Origin of the sequence: Parachryseolinea silvisoli (assembly GCF_021190955.1) — a bacterium.
Taxonomy (GTDB): Bacteria; Bacteroidota; Bacteroidia; order Cytophagales; family Cyclobacteriaceae; genus Ohtaekwangia; species Ohtaekwangia silvisoli.
Genome location: NZ_JAIOAO010000003.1, coordinates 586879 through 605002, shown reverse-complemented (window position 1 = coordinate 605002; position 18124 = coordinate 586879). Strand labels below are relative to the sequence as shown.

Sequence of the window (18124 nt, the reverse complement as noted above, 5' to 3'; positions counted from 1 at the left end):
AATAAAGCACATGAGCCAGAAAAAGTTTCCCCTGTTACCGTTTTCTACCAAAGCACCCGGTACACCCGTACAAGACCCTGCCGGACGGTTTAAAAAACTCCGGAAGTTTCTACGGCTGCTCAAGTACTTTATGATCAGTTCGGTTATTCTTACGCTCATGGAGATCGGTGTGGCATACTGGCTCATCAGCTCCCGTTGGTACCTGCTGGTGCCGAAGGAACAGATGACGGAGTTTGCCCAGGAGATCGATGCCGCCCCGCCAATGCCCGCAAACTTCATGCGTGTATACGAAGCCAGGTTCCCCAACCACTATCATACAACCCTTGCCCAACAGGTCTTCATAAACTACGGCGAGCGCTACGTCCTTCGCATACACGACATCGACACCAAGGCCCATTGCTTCTGCGACCTGGTATATGATTTCCAACGCATGGAAAACCCCGCCCTGGATTCCATCACGTGGGATGGCCGCTTACAAGACCTGGAGTATGGTTTCGGTATGGAAAAATACGCCTCGCCCGAGAAGTGCTTTGATTATGTCATGAACCATAAGATTGCCCGCCTGCGTACGTGGGCCGACCGCGGTCTGTTTAGCTTTATCTATAAACCCATTGAGCAGTTTTCAGACGACGAGCTGGTGGAGATCATCATTATGCTGAAATCCAAGTCGAATATCAACCGCTACGATACGCCCGAGATCTTCGCCAAAGAATTCCGCGAGTATCAGAAGAAGCTTGGCCGGCCCGAGACACCCATTCCAGTATTGACCGATAGTCTTCGTGGCTTCTCGGTGGACAGCCTCGGCAACGCCCGGGTGGAAGCGCCAACCGACTCGTCGTCACTGGGACTCTAGCCCCTCAATCCTCTCTTACGCCTACGCTTACACTGTTTCCCTGCCCCGACTAGGGGGATTCAATACGGCATTAGCCGTCTTTTATGCTAATTGCGCTGGCTTTACTGGTACATGCGCATAGAATACAGTATATTCCCTATGCCGCACAGCGGATGTACTGTGAAAAGCCTATTCCCCCATACGGTTTACCTTGTACGAAAGACAGGTCTTTTAAAAACGGCCGGGCTTCTGCTGACACTCTTGTTCCTCGGGTTTGCACCGGTTGAACAGGAATATCCGGATGGCCTTTATTTTATTCTCCCCTGCTCCCGTTATTCCGACCAGCCGATGCCGGTGGCCATTTCGCTCATCACGCAGTCAGTCTGCCTGGCAGACCAGCCATTTCTGGGAGCTTCGGCCGTGGAGTCTGTCAGTACACTGTACGAAGCCCACGACGAGAATCTCATCTTTTTCGATATCACCTTGAGCAGCAAAGCCTTCGAAACACTGCAAAAGATCACCTCGGCAAGCGATGTTCAGACCTTTGCCCTGGTAAGCGGTGGTGGCGTGTTGTGCCTGTTTTTTTGGAATGAAGAAAAACCCAACCGAATCCTGCGCATCGAAAGCAGGTCTGGCAGTCGCAAGGTACAGCAAGCTCATAAACAGCTGTCTGCCCGTTTTAGTATGCCCGGCTAGCAAATGGCGCCCGGGCGTTGCCTATCGGCTAAAAAATGTGCTTTTTTGATGGTGGAAATCTTTGAACAGCACGACGACATCCGGACTTTTTTTGCCGAGCTACTCCTCCCCGTTCCAATTCCCCGACTGTTCACCTACCGCGTGCCGCGTGTCTCCCAGGAAAACATTCGCGTTGGGCAGCGTGCCATCGTGCCGTTCGGCGAGCGCAAAGTAGTAACCGGTGTTATTACCTCCATACACGAGAAAGCACCGCAGGAATATGAAGCCAAGTACATCCTCGAGCTGCTCGACACGTTCCCGGTCGTAAGCGACGTGCAATTACGCCTATTCCATTGGATTGCCTCGTATTACCTCTGCACGGCAGGCGAGGTACTAAATGCAGCCTTACCGAGCGGGTTGAAGCTGTCCAGCGAAAGCATGGTGCAACTACACCCCGCCTTCTCATTTGAAGAAACGCCATATTCCTTTACCGAAAAAGAGGCCCTGTTGCTGCGCACCCTCGCCGGCGAATCGATGGACTATACTGCCATTGCGACATTACTCGGCGTAAAAAATCCCTACAACATTCTCAAATTGCTGGCTGCGAAGGAAGCCATCATCCTCTTCGAAGAACTACGGGAGAAATATCGTCCCAAGACCGATCGCCGCATCCGGCTGACGGCCGCGTATACAACAGCCAAGCCACTGGAAGATCTATTCCAGACGCTTGCCACGAAGCCATTACAGGAAGCCGTACTATTACGATACCTGCAGCTTGTACACGTCATGCAAGATCCGATCTCCAATACCGCCGGTCTTTCCCGTAAAGTATTGACCGACGACCCCGAGCTTTCCGATTCATCGATCAAGACCCTGGTTAAACACAGCGTTTTCGAAGAGTTCGATGTCATCGTGTCACGGTTTCCCGATGAAGACGTGGGCAGCACGCCCATTGTACCCCTGAGCCCGCTGCAGCAACAAGCGCATCAGGACATACTTAAGTCTTTTACCACGCATGACTATACGCTGCTGCACGGTGTTACCGGCAGCGGTAAAACCGAGATCTATATCAACCTGATCCGTCAAGCGATCGAAGGCGGATCACAAGCATTATATCTGTTGCCCGAAATTGCGCTCACCACACAAATCGTACACCGGTTGAAAAAAGTCTTTGGTACGACGATGGGCGTATATCACTCCCGTTTCTCCGACGCCGAGCGGGTGGAAGTATGGAACGGCGTATTATCCGGACGCTTTAAGTTTGTCGTGGGCGTGCGGTCATCGGTATTGCTTCCGTTCGATAACCTTGGGCTGGTAATCGTGGATGAAGAGCACGACTCGTCGTATAAACAACAAGAGCCCGCCCCGCGTTATCACGCCCGCGACGTGGCCATGATGATGGCGCACATGCACCACGCCAAAGTATTGCTGGGTTCGGCAACGCCATCGGTTGAATCGTACTACCAGGCACAGCAAGGCAAATATGGCCTTGTAACGCTCGACAAACGCTTTGGCGACGCGCAGCTGCCGCAGGTAGTCCTGGCCGACATCGGCCGCGAACGCCGTCAGAAGACGCTAAAAGGTGACTTCACGGGCCTGCTTCTCCGCAAGATCGACGAGACCCTGCAACAAAAGGAACAAGTCATTATTTTCCAGAACCGCCGCGGTTATTCACCCATGGTAAACTGTGAAGACTGCGGCTGGGTGCCCAAGTGCGTAAACTGCGCCGTGAGCCTGACATACCACCAATATCGTCATGCACTCGTGTGTCATTATTGCGGGTATAAAGAAAACCTGCCACAGCAATGCCCTATTTGCACATCGGCCCGGCTAAAGACGGTGGGCTATGGAACCGAAAAACTCGAAGAAGAGCTCAATTTACATTTCCCCAACGCCCAGGTGCAGCGCATGGACCTGGACACGACGCGTTCCAAAAACAGTTACGAAACGATCATTGATCAATTTGAACGGGGTGAGACCAACATTCTGGTCGGCACTCAGATGGTCACCAAGGGGCTTGACTTCGACCATGTAAGCCTTGTAGGCATCTTTCACGCCGACCGCATGATCCACTTTCCCGACTTCCGGTCGTATGAACGGGCCTTCCAACTGATCACGCAAGTGAGTGGCCGCGCCGGAAGAAGAGACAAGCCCGGCACGGTAATCGTTCAAACCTCCGATCCCGAACATCCGCTGTTGCAACTTATCCTGCGGCACGACTACCGCGGGTTTTACGAGGTACAATTGGCCGACCGGCTACAACATCATTATCCGCCATTCTCGCGTCTGATCGAGATCACCCTCAAGCATGCCGACAAACGTGTATGTCGACAAGCGGCGGAGACACTGGCAGAGGCCTGTCGTACCAATCTGTCATCGGTCTATATTCTGGGCCCCGGTGAGCCGGCCATTTCGAAAATACGAAACCAATTCCTGATGAATATTCTGATCAAGGTACCGCGGGCCAATGCCAACCTCGGTCAGATCAAGAGCACCTTGCTGTCGCTCGCTGAATCGTTGACGCAGCAGAAGGAATTTCGTAGCACCCGGATTATCCTGGATGCCGACCCGATGTAATGATTAGTTCGACTTCTTAACGGACCCGCCGCTGCTCGAATCGGTAATCGACTTGCTCGGATTTCCGCGGAAGCGAATACTGCCTCCGCTGCTGGCGTGTGCGATCAATTCGGTCACCACCGTGATCTTTACCGAACCCGCACTGCTTGTTTCCGCTGTCACTTTTTGCGCTTCCAGCCCATAGGCATCGATTTCGCCGGCGCTGCTGGCCTCGACCGCGAGCGACCGAGTCTTACCGCTCAGCTCAATATCGGCCGCGCTGGAGGCGTTTACCTCTACTGCCTCGGCATCGAGGGCCACCTCAATTGTACCGGCGCTGGAGGCGCTGATTTCCAGCTCTTTTGCAGCCACCGCCCCTTCCGAGAAAATGCTACCCGCCGAGCTGGCCGAAAGTTTATCGAGGTTAACAAACGTAACATATACCTTTACATCCACGTTATTGCGAAAATTGCCGTCGCGCATGTGTACCTTCAGGTATGATCCTGATACTTCGGTCACTACATTTTCGGGCTTAGTACCTGTCACTTCTACACGCACGCTCTCCTTATCACCCTTACGCAGGTACACATCAACGCCTTCGGCTACTTTTACACCTGAAAATGCCCCCACGTTCCTTGTTTGGGATTCCTGCCCAAACACTTCTGCAACGCCAACCACCAGTATCAGTATGCTGAGTATGTTCTTCATAGCTGTTTGAATATTTGTCGTAAAGACCGGCGGCAAATATAAGGGTTGCATGACCGGCCGCCATCGTTAATTATTTTGAGGATGTACGAAATCCTCGTATTTTACACTAAATTTCATAGCCGATTTTCTAACATTTGCATTTCAAACCAAGAGCATCTATGATCTTTGACAAAAAAGCTGAACTTAATGTGTTGATCAATTTGGCTGCCAGCGACCGGAAAGTGGCAGACCGGGAGTCAAAACTCATCCAGATCATTGCCAAAGCAAACGGCATTAGTAAGGAAGAGGTTGACACCATGTTGAACAACCCTCAACCCATCGGCAATATCTCCAGCCTGACCAACGACGAAAAATTCGAACACCTGTACCACCTCATCCAACTGATGAAAATGGACGGCCAGGTGTTCCGTAGTGAAATCGTATTTTGCGAGCAAATCGCGGACAAGCTCGGCTTTAAAAAGACGGTCGTAGGCGAAATCTCTCAGCACGTATACAGCGATCCCTCTATCACCGCTGACCGTGATATGGTAAAACAAAAAGCCATTAAATACCTGAAAGCATAAGACTCTTTACAGCCATGTACTAAAAAGCCCCTGGGTAATTCCCAGGGGCTTTTTTAGTTTAATATCGCCTGCATCGTCAGGCCTACCGGCTTAGTCGGCATACGCCGAGAACGTAATGCGTTGTACCGGATTCTGTGGGTCGTTGGAATACACCGTCACCGCTTTCTGCAGCGTGCCTGTACGATCCTGAGGTTGGAAGGTAATGCGAATCGAGCTGCTTTCGCCGGGCTTTACGGTCGTTTTATTGGCCTGCGCCGTAATACAGGTGCAATTCCCTTGCACGGCTTTAACCTGCAGGTCTTTTTTACCCGTGTTGGTAAACAGTAGCTCCCGGGTGGCACCAGCTTGTGTGACGCGTCCATATTCAAATGATGTGGTGTTGAGCTTCATCTGCGGCGCCTTGCTCAGCTCTTGAGGTCCCAGGGGCTCGAAATAATCTTCCAACGTAGCGTATACTGAAAAAGATTTTACCGGCTGCAGCTCATCGTCAGTCGTGATCTCAATATTGTCGGACTGAAATCCGTAAGAATCTTTCAGCTTACCGTTGTAGCTGACCTTGATATTACCTTTAGCACCGGGAGCCAGCACTTTCGGCGTTACATCTACCTTGATATACGCCGGCCCGACATATTTGCCGGCGAAGGTGATGGCCTTCGTGCTCGCATTGATCACCTGAAAGTCCCGGCTTGTAAATTCATCTTTCCGGTACACCTTACCCAGATTAAACGAACCGGTCTTTAATTTCCAGTTACCAACAGCGATCGGAAACTCCGCGGCAGACTGCGCCTGCGAGCTCACCTGGCCCTTGATCTGCAACACCACCGGCGTGGCATCAAGGTCGGTAGTGACCGTTAAAGTCTTATTAAAATAGCCTGGTCTGCCCTTGGGGTTATAACTGGCCTTGATAAACCCGGTCTTGCCGGACGGCACAGGGTCTTTTGACCAACCCGGCGTCGTGCATCCGCAGGATGCCTGCACATTCAATATCTTGACAGGACGCCCGCTGGCGTTGGTGAACACAAATTCATGGTCTACGGGGCCTCCTTCTTCCGCTACCACGCCGAAGTCGAAGATCTCCTCGCGAAACTGCATCGGCTTGAGCTGCTGCGCCTCCAACCGGCCTCCCACCACCAAAAATATCAGAAAGAACAACTTTTTCATTTACCTTCATTTTTAAGCACTGCAAAGTTAAAACTAATTCAATTCTGCTTTATTTTATTTTCTTTGCACAATTATGGCCAGAATTTTAACCGGTATACAAAGCAGCGGCCGACCGCACCTGGGCAACTTGCTCGGCGCGATCATGCCTGCCATCGAGCTATCGCAAAAGCCTGGCAATGAGTCATTCTTCTTCATTGCCGACTTACACTCCATGACCACCATCAAAGACGCCGAGACGCGTGTCAACAACGTCCGTGCGGTGGCAGCGGCATGGCTCGCCTTTGGATTCGACGTAGAGAAGAACTATCTGTATCGCCAGTCGCGCATACCCGAAGTGTGCGAGCTCACGTGGTATCTAAGTTGCATGACACCCTTTCCGATGCTGCAGAACGCTGTGTCCTTTAAAGACAAGGCCGAGCGGCTGTCGGATGTGAACGTGGGTTTGTTTACATACCCTGTGCTCATGGCCGCCGACATCATCTTATACGATGCAAACTATATACCGGTAGGTAAAGATCAGCTACAGCACGTCGAGATCGCCCGCGACATCGCGGCAAGCTTTAACCGCACCTATGGTGAGACGTTTGTTCTCCCGGAAGCGCGTATCGAGGAGCAGGTCAAAACCATTCCGGGTACGGATGGACTGAAGATGAGCAAGTCGTATGGTAACACCATCGACATCTTCCTGCCCGAAAAAGACCTGCTGAAAAGAATCAAATCTATTATCTCTGACAGCACGCCCATGGAGGCGCCAAAGAATCCGGACAAAGACACTACGTTTACGTTATATAGCCTGCTGGCGACACCCGATCAGAAGCAAGCCTTGCGTGCAAAATATGAAGCCGGAAATTTCGGTTATGGTCACGCCAAACAAGAACTATACGAGCTTATCCTCGAGAAGTTTGCCAAAGAGCGTGAGGCCTTTAGTCACTATATGAGCAACCTCGACGAACTGGACCGCAAATTGGAGAAAGGTGAAGAAAAAGCGCGTGTAATCGCGCGGGAGGTTCTGGGCCGCGTCCGACAAAAACTAGGCTATTTGTAAAGCCATTAAAAGAGCCTCCGTTCGGAGGCTCTTTGCTTTATATTATTTTGCTGTCCAAACAATTTCCTGCTTGTCTTTGCCCACGGTCAACAGAACACGCGGCGGGTTAGCTTCCAATACAAGCTTTGTGTCTTTACCAGCATACTTGTCCACTTCAACAAATACCCCTTTGCCCAAGTAGGCAATCGGCATCAGCACATCGTTATCAGGGCAGAGCGTATCATGCACTTCTTGTAGCACCTCTTCGAGGTACTCGCCATACTCGTCCTGAAACTCGTCCTCCAGGTCGTGCAGTGCTTCTTCCAGGTCATCGTACGTCGGATCGTTATAATCGATTTTTTCCAGTTCCTTACGCTTTGCGACGATCTCTTGCAGGGCCTTGTCAAGTGCCTTAATATCCATGGCTATAATTTTCCCCAAAGATTAAAGAATTCATTGGATTTGAAAAGCACCAAAAAAAAATCATCGGCAAGCCACTATAAAATTCTGCCTCCAGGCCCGTTTGCCAAAGCCTTTGCCAATAAAAGCAGCCCAAAAGCCATTTGACGGAATCTCCTTTGTATCGCTTTACTCCCGGCCGGTGAACCTGTATTTTTACCTAAACAACGATTGTTAGAGACCAACCCTAATTGTTAAAAGAATGAAAGAGGATTTTCTTCCCATTAATGGCACCGACCATATCGAATTTTACGTCGGCAATGCCAAACAAACCGCGCTATATTACCAGCACTGCCTTGGCTTCGAGCTGGTGGCGTATGCAGGTCCGGAAACCGGCGTACGCGAAAAGGCCTCCTACGTGTTACAACAAAACAAAATACGTTTTGTCCTGACCACCGCCCTGCAGCCCTCCTCGCCTGTTGCAGATCACGTAAGCAAGCATGGCGACGGCGTGAAGGTGCTGGCCCTCTGGGTTGACGACGCCCGCAGGTCCTTTATGGAAACCGTCACGCGCGGAGCCGAGCCGGCCGCCGAACCCACCGTGCTCAAAGACGAGTTTGGCGAAGTCGTCGTAGCATCGATCAAAACCTATGGAGAAACTATCCACACCTTTGTCGAGCGAAAGAATTACAATGGCCCTTTCTTGCCAGGCTATAAGCCTCGCAAGAGCACATTCAAGACGACACCCATCGGCTTGAAATACATCGATCACTGCGTAGGCAACGTCGAACTGGGCAAAATGAACGAGTGGGTAGGATTCTACGAGAAGGTCATGGGTTTCAAACTACTGGTAACGTTCGACGACAGCGACATCTCTACCGAGTACAGCGCGCTGATGTCAAAGGTTGTATCCAACGGAAACGGCTATATCAAATTCCCCATCAACGAGCCGGCCGATGGCAAAAAGAAATCCCAGATCGAAGAGTACCTCGACTTCTACAAAGGCCCCGGCGTACAACACATCGCCATCGCTACGGACGACATCATTCACACCGTTAGCGCCCTGCGCGAACGCGGTGTCGAGTTTCTGTACGTTCCCGACAATTATTATGAGGACGTGCTGGACCGCGTAGGAACGATCAACGAAGACCTCCAGGAGCTAAAGAAACAGAACATCCTCATCGACCGGGACGAGGAAGGTTACTTGCTTCAAATCTTCACCAAACCGATCCAGGACCGCCCTACCCTGTTCTTCGAGATCATCGAGCGCAACGGAGCCAAGTCGTTTGGCAAGGGCAACTTCAAGGCCCTGTTCGAATCCATAGAACGCGAGCAGGAGCTACGCGGCAACTTATAATTTGTACGATACACGAAAGACAGCCAATCACTGCCTTTCCTAAAAACAAAAAGCCATCCGGAATTACCGGATGGCTTTTTTAGTATTCGCTTGTGGCGATTATCGTTTTACCACGCGGATCACTTTCCGTACGTTGGTGTTCGTCGTAATGTTCACGAAGTAGATGCCAGCCGGAACATCCAGGTTACTCAGCGTGAAGCGCAGGTCTTCGCTGTTAGAATCCAGTCGGTCCAGACCAAACGTTTCTTCGTGCATGCTCATACCCAGTTGGTTGAGCAGCGATACATGAAAGCTGGTGGCCTCGCCGATGGCATTGATCGAGATGCTCAGGTCAGACTGGAAGGGGTTCGGAGAGGCGCTGAAAGCAACAGACTCTTCAGCTACTACCTCCGTGCTCGCCGTTCTGGCATTCGCACTGCCACCTACGATCGGTACTTCGGTGTAAACTTCCAATACCAGGGCGTTAAGGTAGCCGTATACAGAACCCGGAGCCGACACCATGTCGAACGTTACTGTACCGTCAGTTGCCGGTTGGATCGCATTGATCTGAACCGTGTTGCTCGTGTTGAATGCGGCATTCAGCGTTACGGTCGTGCCATTGATGGTGTAGTTCGTGGCACGGTTGCCGTCGCCATCGCGGCTAGCGAAGAATACAAAGTTGTATTTGTAGTTCTGCGACAGACCACCGATGACCACCCGTGCGGTCTCGGTTGCCTCTGTGAAGAAGAACGTACGCAATACGTCGTCCGGATAGATACCCGAGTTATTACCGGTCATCTTACCGAAGGGGTTCGCGCCACCGAAGGTTGTTCCACTTGGATGTTCTATTACCTTAAACGATACAGTGGTTTGAACACCAGCGTCGTCCTTCAGGTTTGACCTGGTCGAGCCGGGGATTGGAGGGCCAAAGCTTAGGTTATTCCAGGGGGCACCTACGTTGTAGCCGTTATTGCAGTTCATGTACACATAGTACAGTACAGTCGTTGCACTGGCTACGTTGCTATAAGCCGAGGCCGAGCTGCCATTGACGGCGCGAAGCTTATACTGATACGTCGTGTTGCTCTGCAGCGAACCGTCCGTGTAAGTCGTTGCGTCAGCACCGGCAGTACCTACCAGTACGAATGTAGGGTTCGCCAGGGTCGCGCGGTAAATCTCGAAGCCCGTTTCATTGTACGAGCGGTCTACCCACTTCAGCTCGATCGCGTCCTTCGTCTTGTGCTTCGCCTTGGCAACAACGTTGGTCGGTGCTTCCGGTACGGCCGACTGACCATACGAACGGATCACCAGGGCGTTCAGGTAGGCAAAGCTTGACGCAGCGGTCTTTTGCACCTGGAAGGTAATCATACCGCTCGGCGCAATGATACCGTTGATATCTGCCGTTTGTGTGGTGTTGTTCGACGCGTTCAGAGATACAGACTTCGTACCAATCGTGTATACAGTGGTTCTGTCACCAGTACCCTCGCGGCTACCAAAGAACGAGAAGTCGTATACTTTCTGAGGATCCAGTCCCGTTACCTGCACGTTCTTCACGTTGTTGGTCGACTCCCAGTATTGCGTCTTCATAACAACATCCGGATAGATACCCGAGTTGTTACCGGTCACCGCACCGACGTTGTTCACGCCACCCCACGATTCGATAAACTTAATTGTAATACCGCTGACAGCGCCTTGTGCATCTTTCAGGTTGCTGAAGGTTGCATTGGCAAGCGGCGCCAGGTTTGTATTGTTCCACGGTGTGCTGGCCGGGTCGCTGGAGTTGAAGTTTACATACACAATCTTCACCTGCTTCGGCGTCACGTTGATCTTCACCGTTCGTGAGCTGGAAGCACCACCTGTGTTTTGTGTCGTGATCGTAGCGGTATAGTCGCCCAGATCGTTTACACCCGGCAGCAATGTCAGCGTCGCAGTACCAGCACCGGTGGTGGCAAACTGTGCGAACGAAGGCAGGCCTGTAGCCGAGAGCGTCACCGCCTGGTTGCCGGCGTCTGTTGATGTAATGTCGATGACCACCGATTGTGTGGCTTCCATGGACACAGAGTCTGTGCTCAAGGTCAGCGAAGGCGCCAATACCGGTGTTGTAACAGTAGCCACGTTGCTGTGGGCCGATGTACCGTAGGTGTTCGAAGTCGATACCTTATAGTAATAGGTCGTGTTCGAAGCAATCGCTACATCTTCATATGCCTGGCTGTTTACCGGCAGGGAAGCCACCTCTACGTAATCCGCTTCGGTTGTTGTCAATGAGCGGAAGACTTTGAAGCCGGTTTCGCTTGGCGAGTTGTCTTTCCAGGTCAGGTCCACCGAGTTTTGCTGGGCCGAGATCGCCGCTACCGCATTGGTCGGCGCGGCCGGAGGCAGACCGTCGTCAAACGATGCAATGATCTGCATCCCGTTTACATAGCTATAGATCGCGCCAGGGCCGGTTTGTACTTTCAGCCACACGTTGCCATTCACGTCAGGTGTTATGTCGCTGATCGTCGCTACGTTTGCCGTATTGTTCAACGGGTTCAGCAAGGCTGTCTTCGTACCGATCGTGTAGAGGGTAGAACCACCTACCGACGCGTTCGTAGTACCCGCGTGCATTTTGAAAGCATATTTCAGGCTCGGGTTCAGACCGCCGATCTTGATCGACTCTACACGGTTATCCCAGATGTAGTAGAAGGTCTTCATGACGTTGTCCGGATAGATGCCGGTGTTGGCGCCGGTTACCGGGCCGTTGTAGTTTACGCCCCATGCCGTTTCCAGTGTCAACGAGATCTCGGAGTTAGCGCCGTCGTGGTCAAGCAGATTGCTGATCACTTCGCCGGCGTTCGGGTAGCGTTGTGTACCGTTCCAGGGAGCCGGAGGCGCCGCGTCAAAGCGGTCGTTGAAGTCAATCGACACGGTGTAACCGGTCTTGGCTTCTTTTACCACAAGGTTAAAGCGCACGCTGGTCGCCCCACCCTGACCGTCATCCACCATCAGCTGGATGTCGTTGTAGGTGCCGCGTTCAGCCAGTGGCGGCGCAATGGTCAGGTTAACCCTGCCATTCGACACCGGCGCCATCGTAACAAACGAGGGCAAGTTCTGTGATGTGATCGTCAGGACGTCAGCCGGGTTTCCGTCGGTTGCCACGATCGGCAGCACTACGGTCTTACCCGCCGTGATCGACTGATTCGCTACCGTTTGGAATACCGGCAGGTGGTTGCCATTAACCACGATCTTAAACGTATCGCGGGCGATGCCACCGAAACCGTCTGTTACAGTCAGAATAATGTTGTCAAACGTACCGGCGTTGGTTTCACCTGGTGCCAGAGTCAGGTTGGCCTGGCCCCCACCAAAGTTTTCAAACGTGCCGAAAGAAGGCAGGTTTGTGAACGCATACTGCATTTCATCACCATCGGCGTCCTGTGCGTTGACTTCGATCACCACATTGGTCAGGATCAACATGTTCAGGTCGGGAATCGCTTCTACGGTCGGCGCAGTATTCGGCGTAGCCGCATTCACCGCTGCCGTCTGAGCCGATTCTCCCCCATCGTTAAAGGCGCTGAGCTTGTAATAGTATGTTTTGCGCGACAACACTGTCGTGTCAGCATATGCTGTCACGTTCTTCACCGAAGCGATCTGGGTGAACGTACCACCCGAAGTTTCCGAACGGAAGATCTTCACACCTTCTGTTGTTGCGGCCGGAGTCCACGACAGGTCGATCTTCTTGCTGCCACTAGCTGTCGCCGCCAGTGCAATGGGCAGTGCCGGGGCTGACGGGATGGCCTGTGTCATCGCTACGATGTAGCCGAATTGCGTCAGGACCGCATTCGGTATCAGTTGTTTCGTCATGCCGGGGCCTGCATATCGTATTTCCAGCGCGGAAGAACCTGAATTCTGGCGGAACGTAACCCGGATCGGATAAACGCCCGGGTTCAGCGTAATCGTGCCTGAGCGCTCGGTAGTACCGTCGGTGATATCGTCATTCACGACTGCCGTACCGTCGATATACAACATACTGCCGTCATCCGACTTGTTGTAGAATGTATAAACACCTGCTGTCGGGATCGTGATGTCGCCTTCGAATGCAAAACCAAAGTTGGTAGTCTGTGTTTTCGGGGTCAGCGCATAGTTCGGCAATGTACCGGTAGAAGTCGGCGCAACGCCGCCAAACAGTGGCTCTGCCAGTGTCGTGTAATTACCGATATAATACTTGTAGGCCAGACCGGCGCTCAGGTTATTACCTTGAATCAGATCTGATTCGCCCGAGCCACCAATCGCCTTGATCTTATAGAAATATTGCGTCAGTGGCGTGAGATTATTGGCATCCGTATACGTGCGGGCAGCACCTGTGGCTGTGCCGACAAGTGAATACGTACCGTTGCGAGTTGTGCCGCGATAGATTTCAAAACCCGTTGTCGCCGCACCACTGTATTGCCAATCCAACTGGATAGACTTGTGCGATGCCGCCACCGCAGTGATACTGGTCGGTCCTGCAGGCTTCGCCGGCGGTGTGTACGTGCTGTTCATGGCAGCATCGGGAATCAGCACCTTGGTAATGCCAGGGCCCTCGTACCGAACTTCCAACTGGAGCGTACCCGAACCTCTCTTGAAATAATCTACACGGATAGGATATGTACCCGGTGCCAGTATGATCTGGCCCGAACGCTCTTGAGAAGCATGCACCAGGTCGTTGTTCACGATCAGGTAATCAGAGATGTACAGGTTGCTACCATCTACCGATGTGGTATAGAAGGTATACAGGCCTTGTGTCGGCACCGTAATGTAACCTTTATAGATAAAGGCGAAGTCAGCCGTTCTGCCGGCAGTTCTGGGGGCGAGCGAGAAATTCGGCACCGTGCCACTCTTGACCGGCGATACGTTGGCCAGGGCAGAAAGTGTCGTGATGGACGTCTCGTAATAGTCGTACGTCAGACCCGTGTTAATGGTCGAAGCAGATAGCTGTGAAGTATAGCCAGACGCATTACCAGAAGCATCGCGAGCCGACAGGCTGAAGGTATAAACCGACAGCGGGTTGAGGTTCTTCAACACCGCGCCGATGTAAGCCTGGTCACCACCGGCAACCTTATTACCGTATACGTTCAGTTCAGCCAGGCGTACGCGGTTATTATTACCACGGCGGAGCGTTGCCAGCACACGTACATAACGTCCCGTGCCCGTCAGGCCAACAAAGTTGTTGACAACCGCGGCGTTACCAGAAACTGTTTGCACGTCGGTCCATGTAGCTGCATCGCTGGAGATTTGAATCTTATAGCCTACCGCATAGTCCGAAGTCCAGCGCAGGTTCACGGAGTTCACGTTATAGGGCTCGCCCAGGTCGACATACATCCAGTCCTGTTGTTCCAGCGTACCGGCGGCACTTGACCAGTAGGAGTTCAGATTGCCATCCAAAGCAGCGGTAGCCAAACGGTTGGAGGCTTCGCTGGTAGACTGGTTGCCCGGCTTACCTTGTGCTACGTTGTTGGGGAAATAGATGGTGTTTGCACTGTTCAACGTCATCGACTGACCGTTCACTTTGAGGTCGTAGGTCAGTGAGCCCAGGCCGTCGATGTTGTCTACCGATGATTTCCATTTCAGCGTAACGCTCTTTTCCGATGTGCTGGTAACAGCGAACTCTGTCGGAACTGTCGGCGCTTCTACGTCCTTAAATGTAAAGGCATCGATACCGGCATAGGCGGAACCGCCGTTGTCGTTGACCGCGCGTACTTTATAGAAATAAGCCGTATTGGGCTCGAGCTCATCGTCGAAGTATTCGCGCTCGTCTTTTTCAGGGATAGCCAGCAACGTATACGGACCCGCGTCGGTGCCCTTTGCACGGTATACTTCAAATTTCTTGTGATCCGTACCACTGTAGAGCCAGCTCACATGGATCTGTGTTTCAGAAGCAGAGCTTGCCACCAGGCCCGTAGGCGCTGCAGGCGAACCGGCAGCATTGGCGGTTGTTATCACGACCGGCGCCGAAACAGCACTCTCGCAACCATTGAAATCAGTCGCTTTTACTGTATAGCTGCCTGCTGCACTTACCGTGATGCTTTGTGTCGTAGCACCGGTAGACCACAGGTATACTTCTTTTCCTTCAGGGGCGTTTAAGGTAACAGACGTACGGCCGTCGAGGGCCGGGAAAGTCGTTCCACCGGAAGCCTGGATCACAGGCGTCGGCGACGGAGCTCCATATTGTAACACCACAGGCTCTGACCATACGGTCCACACGTTGCCGCGCTTAAACCGTACCTGGTAAGACCCTGCGCCGTTGTTTTGAATTTCGTTGGAAGTAGCGCCAGCCATCAATACACCGTTCTTTCTCCACTCATAGCCGTCAAAGCCGGCTGTGATACCCATGTTGACATTGATCGTCTGACCGGCACAGAAGTTTGTCCTGTCGCCAAACACACGAATCGTCAATTTGGATTTCGAAAGCATCCAGGAGAAGAAGTCGGGCATGGCGTACATCGATGTCCATGTGCCGTGGCCCAAATACGGAAAGAACTGGTAACGCACGTTACCGCCTACAGCACGAAACTGAGCAACCATGTACTCAGCGGCTGACGGCGGTGGGGCTTTGTCCAGGCCACCTTGCGCATACCACAGGGGAACGTGTTTAAACTTCGGCATGTCGGGCGTTGTTGTTGTCAACGCATTGGACATGGGCAGTGCGGCCGCGAAGACCTTGGGATACTTCGCCAGCATCATCCATGTTCCCGCGCCACCGCCCGAAAGACCGTGCACATAGACCCGGTTAGGGTCTACGTTCTTGTCCCGGATGTAGATGTTGATGATCTCTACGATATAATCGTTGAGCGAACCGCCCCACGAGTTATAGTAGCTTTGCGGGTAGATCAGGAAGCCTTCGAACTTACCCGACAGTACTGCATCGCGGTGTTCTTTACCGCTATGTTTCAGTTGCAGGTTGTTGTCGTTTCCACCCTCCCCGGCACCATGCAGGAAGAGAATAAGGGGATACTTTTCAGCGCGGGCTGCGTTGAAAGCCACGGGCTCCATCGCCCGGAAAGGGATACCCTTGTAAATAAAGGGTTTAAAGGGAGACGTGTCCCAATTCGTACCATTGGTTGTGTTCCCCCAAGGGCCAATTTGCCCCCAATTGGGTTGGGATCCTGGAAACGGCGTTGATTGCGCGGCCGCCCATAATACCCATACTAAGAACAGCGGGATTAAAGCCAGTCTTTTCATATAAGGTTTAAGGAAATTAACTATAGACACTAGACAGTAGACAAACCGTAAAAATATTACATCAGCAATAAATACTACGGCTGAACAAAAGTAACCAAAAAACATCTAAAAAATTGTTGGGCCTATAAAAAATTAAAGCACTGTAGATCAGTGCTTTAATTTACAAAATATCACATAGTCAATTTTTAATCGACTTCCATCACCCATGCTTTCCTGAAATCCAGTACCCTTAATTGTCGTATATGATCCCTCATTTTTCTTGAACTTTCAAGATAATTTGACGTGTAAACGTACACATAATACAGCCCTTTCTTTCCAACTCCTAACTGTGTCGGGAAGCCCGCTGCCAGGGCTTTACGCTGGTAATCCAGCGCATGTTCATGAACTTTGAAGGCTCCCACTACCACATAGATCCCCGGTGCCAGGTGGTCCGGCGGCGTCAATTTGATGGGCTCATTCGATTTTTTCTTTGTTTCCTTACCGGAATTATCGGGTGTAACAGGCTCCGTCGGTGGCACAGGCTCCGTCACCGGGGCAGCTACCTGGTTGTCTTTCTCGTGTGCCTGCCGTTCTTTTTCCAGCCGCTCACGTTCCTTCCGCTCCTTCGCCAGGGCAGCCTCCGCTTCCTCGCGTTCCAGCCGCTCATTGCGGGCTTTAATATCGGCCTCCTGTTTTGCCGTCTTGATCGAATCGAGCTGGGCCCTCACCGAATCGAGCTCGGCAGGCGTCAACGCCGTGGCAGCCGTCTTAGACTTGGGCCCCTTTGATTTGCCCAGGCGTATCTGTAGCTGCACCTCATGCGAGCCATACGTCGAAATAGCCTTCTGTGATGCCGGAATCTCGTACGAATAGCCAACCCGTACAATGTCGCGCAAGGCCAGTCCAATCGTTAGCGTCGGGCCGTAATTCAGGCGATACCCCCCTCCTACCCAGATCTGGTTACGATAGTATAACAGTACCGAGGCTTCTTTTTGGTCTTGTACAGCATTCATACGGCGATACAGAACATACGGTTCCACCGTAAACTTGTCGCTCAGCAACGCTTTATAGCTCAGCGTAAACAATTGGTCGCTCAGTCTGGATACCTTTACGTCGTTCACCTGCATCGTATCGTTCTCGTGCGATTCAAAGATGTTCGGCAAAGCAAAGCCAACAGTAAAATTCCGGAAGCGATAATGCACGCCAAAGTTGCCCCGCAGGGCATACGTCGTGCCGGCAGCATTTGCCAGCGCGGGGTCAAGCCCGGTATTGGTGCCGGCTTCGTTTATAGCATCCATGTCGAGCGACGACACGCCCAGACCTCCGGACAAACCAAACTTTAAATAGCTATCGCTGGTCAGCGGTACTTTATAGGCAAAAGTCAGCATCCCGGAAGAAGACTTATACACGACCGACTTCTCCGTGTAAAAATTAAAGCCCAGCGAAATGTTGTTGTGTGTGGCATACTGCAAAGCAAATCCATTCACTTCCGGGGCATCGTCAATTCCCGACCACTGTTTTCGGTAAAGTAGGTTCAGCTCGCTATAGCCGTTATTAGCAGCAAACGACGGATTATAAAAATACGGGTTTGCTAAGAACTGATTATACAGCGGATAGTTCTGTGCCTGCACGCGCGCGCAGCACAAAAGAAGTAGACCGCTCAGGCAAATGGTTAGGTAGAATTTTATCAAAGCAAGGGT

11 protein-coding genes are annotated in these 18124 nt (G+C 52.0%); 6 read left to right on the top strand and 5 right to left on the bottom strand.

What is annotated here, in order from left to right:
• Positions 1 to 10: 10 nt before the first annotated feature.
• From K7P01_RS19655 to priA, 3 genes are all read left to right on the top strand, one after another.
• The gene (locus tag K7P01_RS19655) at positions 11 to 853 is read left to right on the top strand and encodes a hypothetical protein (protein ID WP_267296226.1); all 843 of its coding nucleotides are present in this window, start codon (positions 11 to 13) and stop codon (positions 851 to 853) included.
• Positions 854 to 1012: 159 nt separating this feature from the next.
• Positions 1013 to 1528 carry a hypothetical protein gene (locus tag K7P01_RS19650; protein ID WP_267296224.1) on the top strand — a complete coding sequence of 172 codons (516 nt, stop codon included), beginning with the start codon at positions 1013 to 1015 and terminating at the stop codon, positions 1526 to 1528.
• A 48-nt stretch (positions 1529 to 1576) separates the two neighbouring features.
• The gene (priA, locus tag K7P01_RS19645; RefSeq protein WP_267296222.1) at positions 1577 to 4084 is read left to right on the top strand and encodes a replication restart helicase PriA; all 2508 of its coding nucleotides are present in this window, start codon (positions 1577 to 1579) and stop codon (positions 4082 to 4084) included.
• A 3-nt stretch (positions 4085 to 4087) separates the two neighbouring features.
• Here the strand turns inward: priA and K7P01_RS19640 are convergent, their stop codons facing one another.
• Positions 4088 to 4771, bottom strand: coding sequence for a head GIN domain-containing protein (locus tag K7P01_RS19640; protein WP_267296220.1), 684 nt, complete (start codon positions 4769 to 4771; stop codon positions 4088 to 4090).
• Between the two features lie 158 nt (positions 4772 to 4929).
• On the opposite strand from K7P01_RS19640, the gene K7P01_RS19635 reads away from it, so the two are divergent.
• Positions 4930 to 5334, top strand: coding sequence for a TerB family tellurite resistance protein (locus K7P01_RS19635; RefSeq protein ID WP_267296218.1), 405 nt, complete (start codon positions 4930 to 4932; stop codon positions 5332 to 5334).
• Positions 5335 to 5424: 90 nt separating this feature from the next.
• Here the strand turns inward: K7P01_RS19635 and K7P01_RS19630 are convergent, their stop codons facing one another.
• Entirely contained in the window at positions 5425 to 6495 is a 1071-nt protein-coding gene (locus K7P01_RS19630) for a DUF1573 domain-containing protein (RefSeq protein ID WP_267296216.1), read from the bottom strand.
• 73 nt (positions 6496 to 6568) lie between these two features.
• On the opposite strand from K7P01_RS19630, the gene trpS reads away from it, so the two are divergent.
• Entirely contained in the window at positions 6569 to 7540 is a 972-nt protein-coding gene (gene trpS / locus K7P01_RS19625) for a tryptophan--tRNA ligase (protein WP_267296214.1), read from the top strand.
• 42 nt (positions 7541 to 7582) lie between these two features.
• On the opposite strand, the gene K7P01_RS19620 is transcribed toward trpS, so the two are convergent.
• Complete coding sequence (locus tag K7P01_RS19620; RefSeq protein ID WP_267296212.1) at positions 7583 to 7942, bottom strand: hypothetical protein; 360 nt, start codon at positions 7940 to 7942, stop codon at positions 7583 to 7585.
• A 238-nt stretch (positions 7943 to 8180) separates the two neighbouring features.
• Between K7P01_RS19620 and hppD the strand changes: the two genes are divergently transcribed.
• Positions 8181 to 9275, top strand: a complete 1095-nt coding sequence (gene hppD, locus K7P01_RS19615) for a 4-hydroxyphenylpyruvate dioxygenase (RefSeq protein ID WP_267296210.1) — start codon at positions 8181 to 8183, stop codon at positions 9273 to 9275.
• A 99-nt stretch (positions 9276 to 9374) separates the two neighbouring features.
• Here the strand turns inward: hppD and K7P01_RS19610 are convergent, their stop codons facing one another.
• Entirely contained in the window at positions 9375 to 16445 is a 7071-nt protein-coding gene (locus K7P01_RS19610) for a PA14 domain-containing protein (RefSeq protein ID WP_267296208.1), read from the bottom strand.
• A 185-nt stretch (positions 16446 to 16630) separates the two neighbouring features.
• A complete protein-coding gene (locus K7P01_RS19605; RefSeq protein ID WP_267296206.1) occupies positions 16631 to 18115 on the bottom strand; it encodes a PorP/SprF family type IX secretion system membrane protein in 1485 nt (494 codons plus the stop codon).
• Positions 18116 to 18124: the final 9 nt, after the last annotated feature.

Excerpts from the sequence above, each read along its gene's own strand:
- K7P01_RS19630 (WP_267296216.1), bottom strand. The coding sequence starts at position 6,495 with ATGAAAAAGTTGTTCTTTCTGATATTTTTGGTGGTGGGAGGCCGGTTG.
- K7P01_RS19655 (WP_267296226.1), top strand. The coding sequence starts at position 11 with ATGAGCCAGAAAAAGTTTCCCCTGTTACCGTTTTCTACCAAAGCACCC.
- K7P01_RS19640 (WP_267296220.1), bottom strand. The coding sequence starts at position 4,771 with ATGAAGAACATACTCAGCATACTGATACTGGTGGTTGGCGTTGCAGAA.
- K7P01_RS19610 (WP_267296208.1), bottom strand. The coding sequence starts at position 16,445 with ATGAAAAGACTGGCTTTAATCCCGCTGTTCTTAGTATGGGTATTATGG.
- K7P01_RS19620 (WP_267296212.1), bottom strand. The coding sequence starts at position 7,942 with ATGGATATTAAGGCACTTGACAAGGCCCTGCAAGAGATCGTCGCAAAG.
- trpS (WP_267296214.1), top strand. The coding sequence starts at position 6,569 with ATGGCCAGAATTTTAACCGGTATACAAAGCAGCGGCCGACCGCACCTG.
- priA (WP_267296222.1), top strand. The coding sequence starts at position 1,577 with ATGGTGGAAATCTTTGAACAGCACGACGACATCCGGACTTTTTTTGCC.
- K7P01_RS19635 (WP_267296218.1), top strand. The coding sequence starts at position 4,930 with ATGATCTTTGACAAAAAAGCTGAACTTAATGTGTTGATCAATTTGGCT.
- hppD (WP_267296210.1), top strand. The coding sequence starts at position 8,181 with ATGAAAGAGGATTTTCTTCCCATTAATGGCACCGACCATATCGAATTT.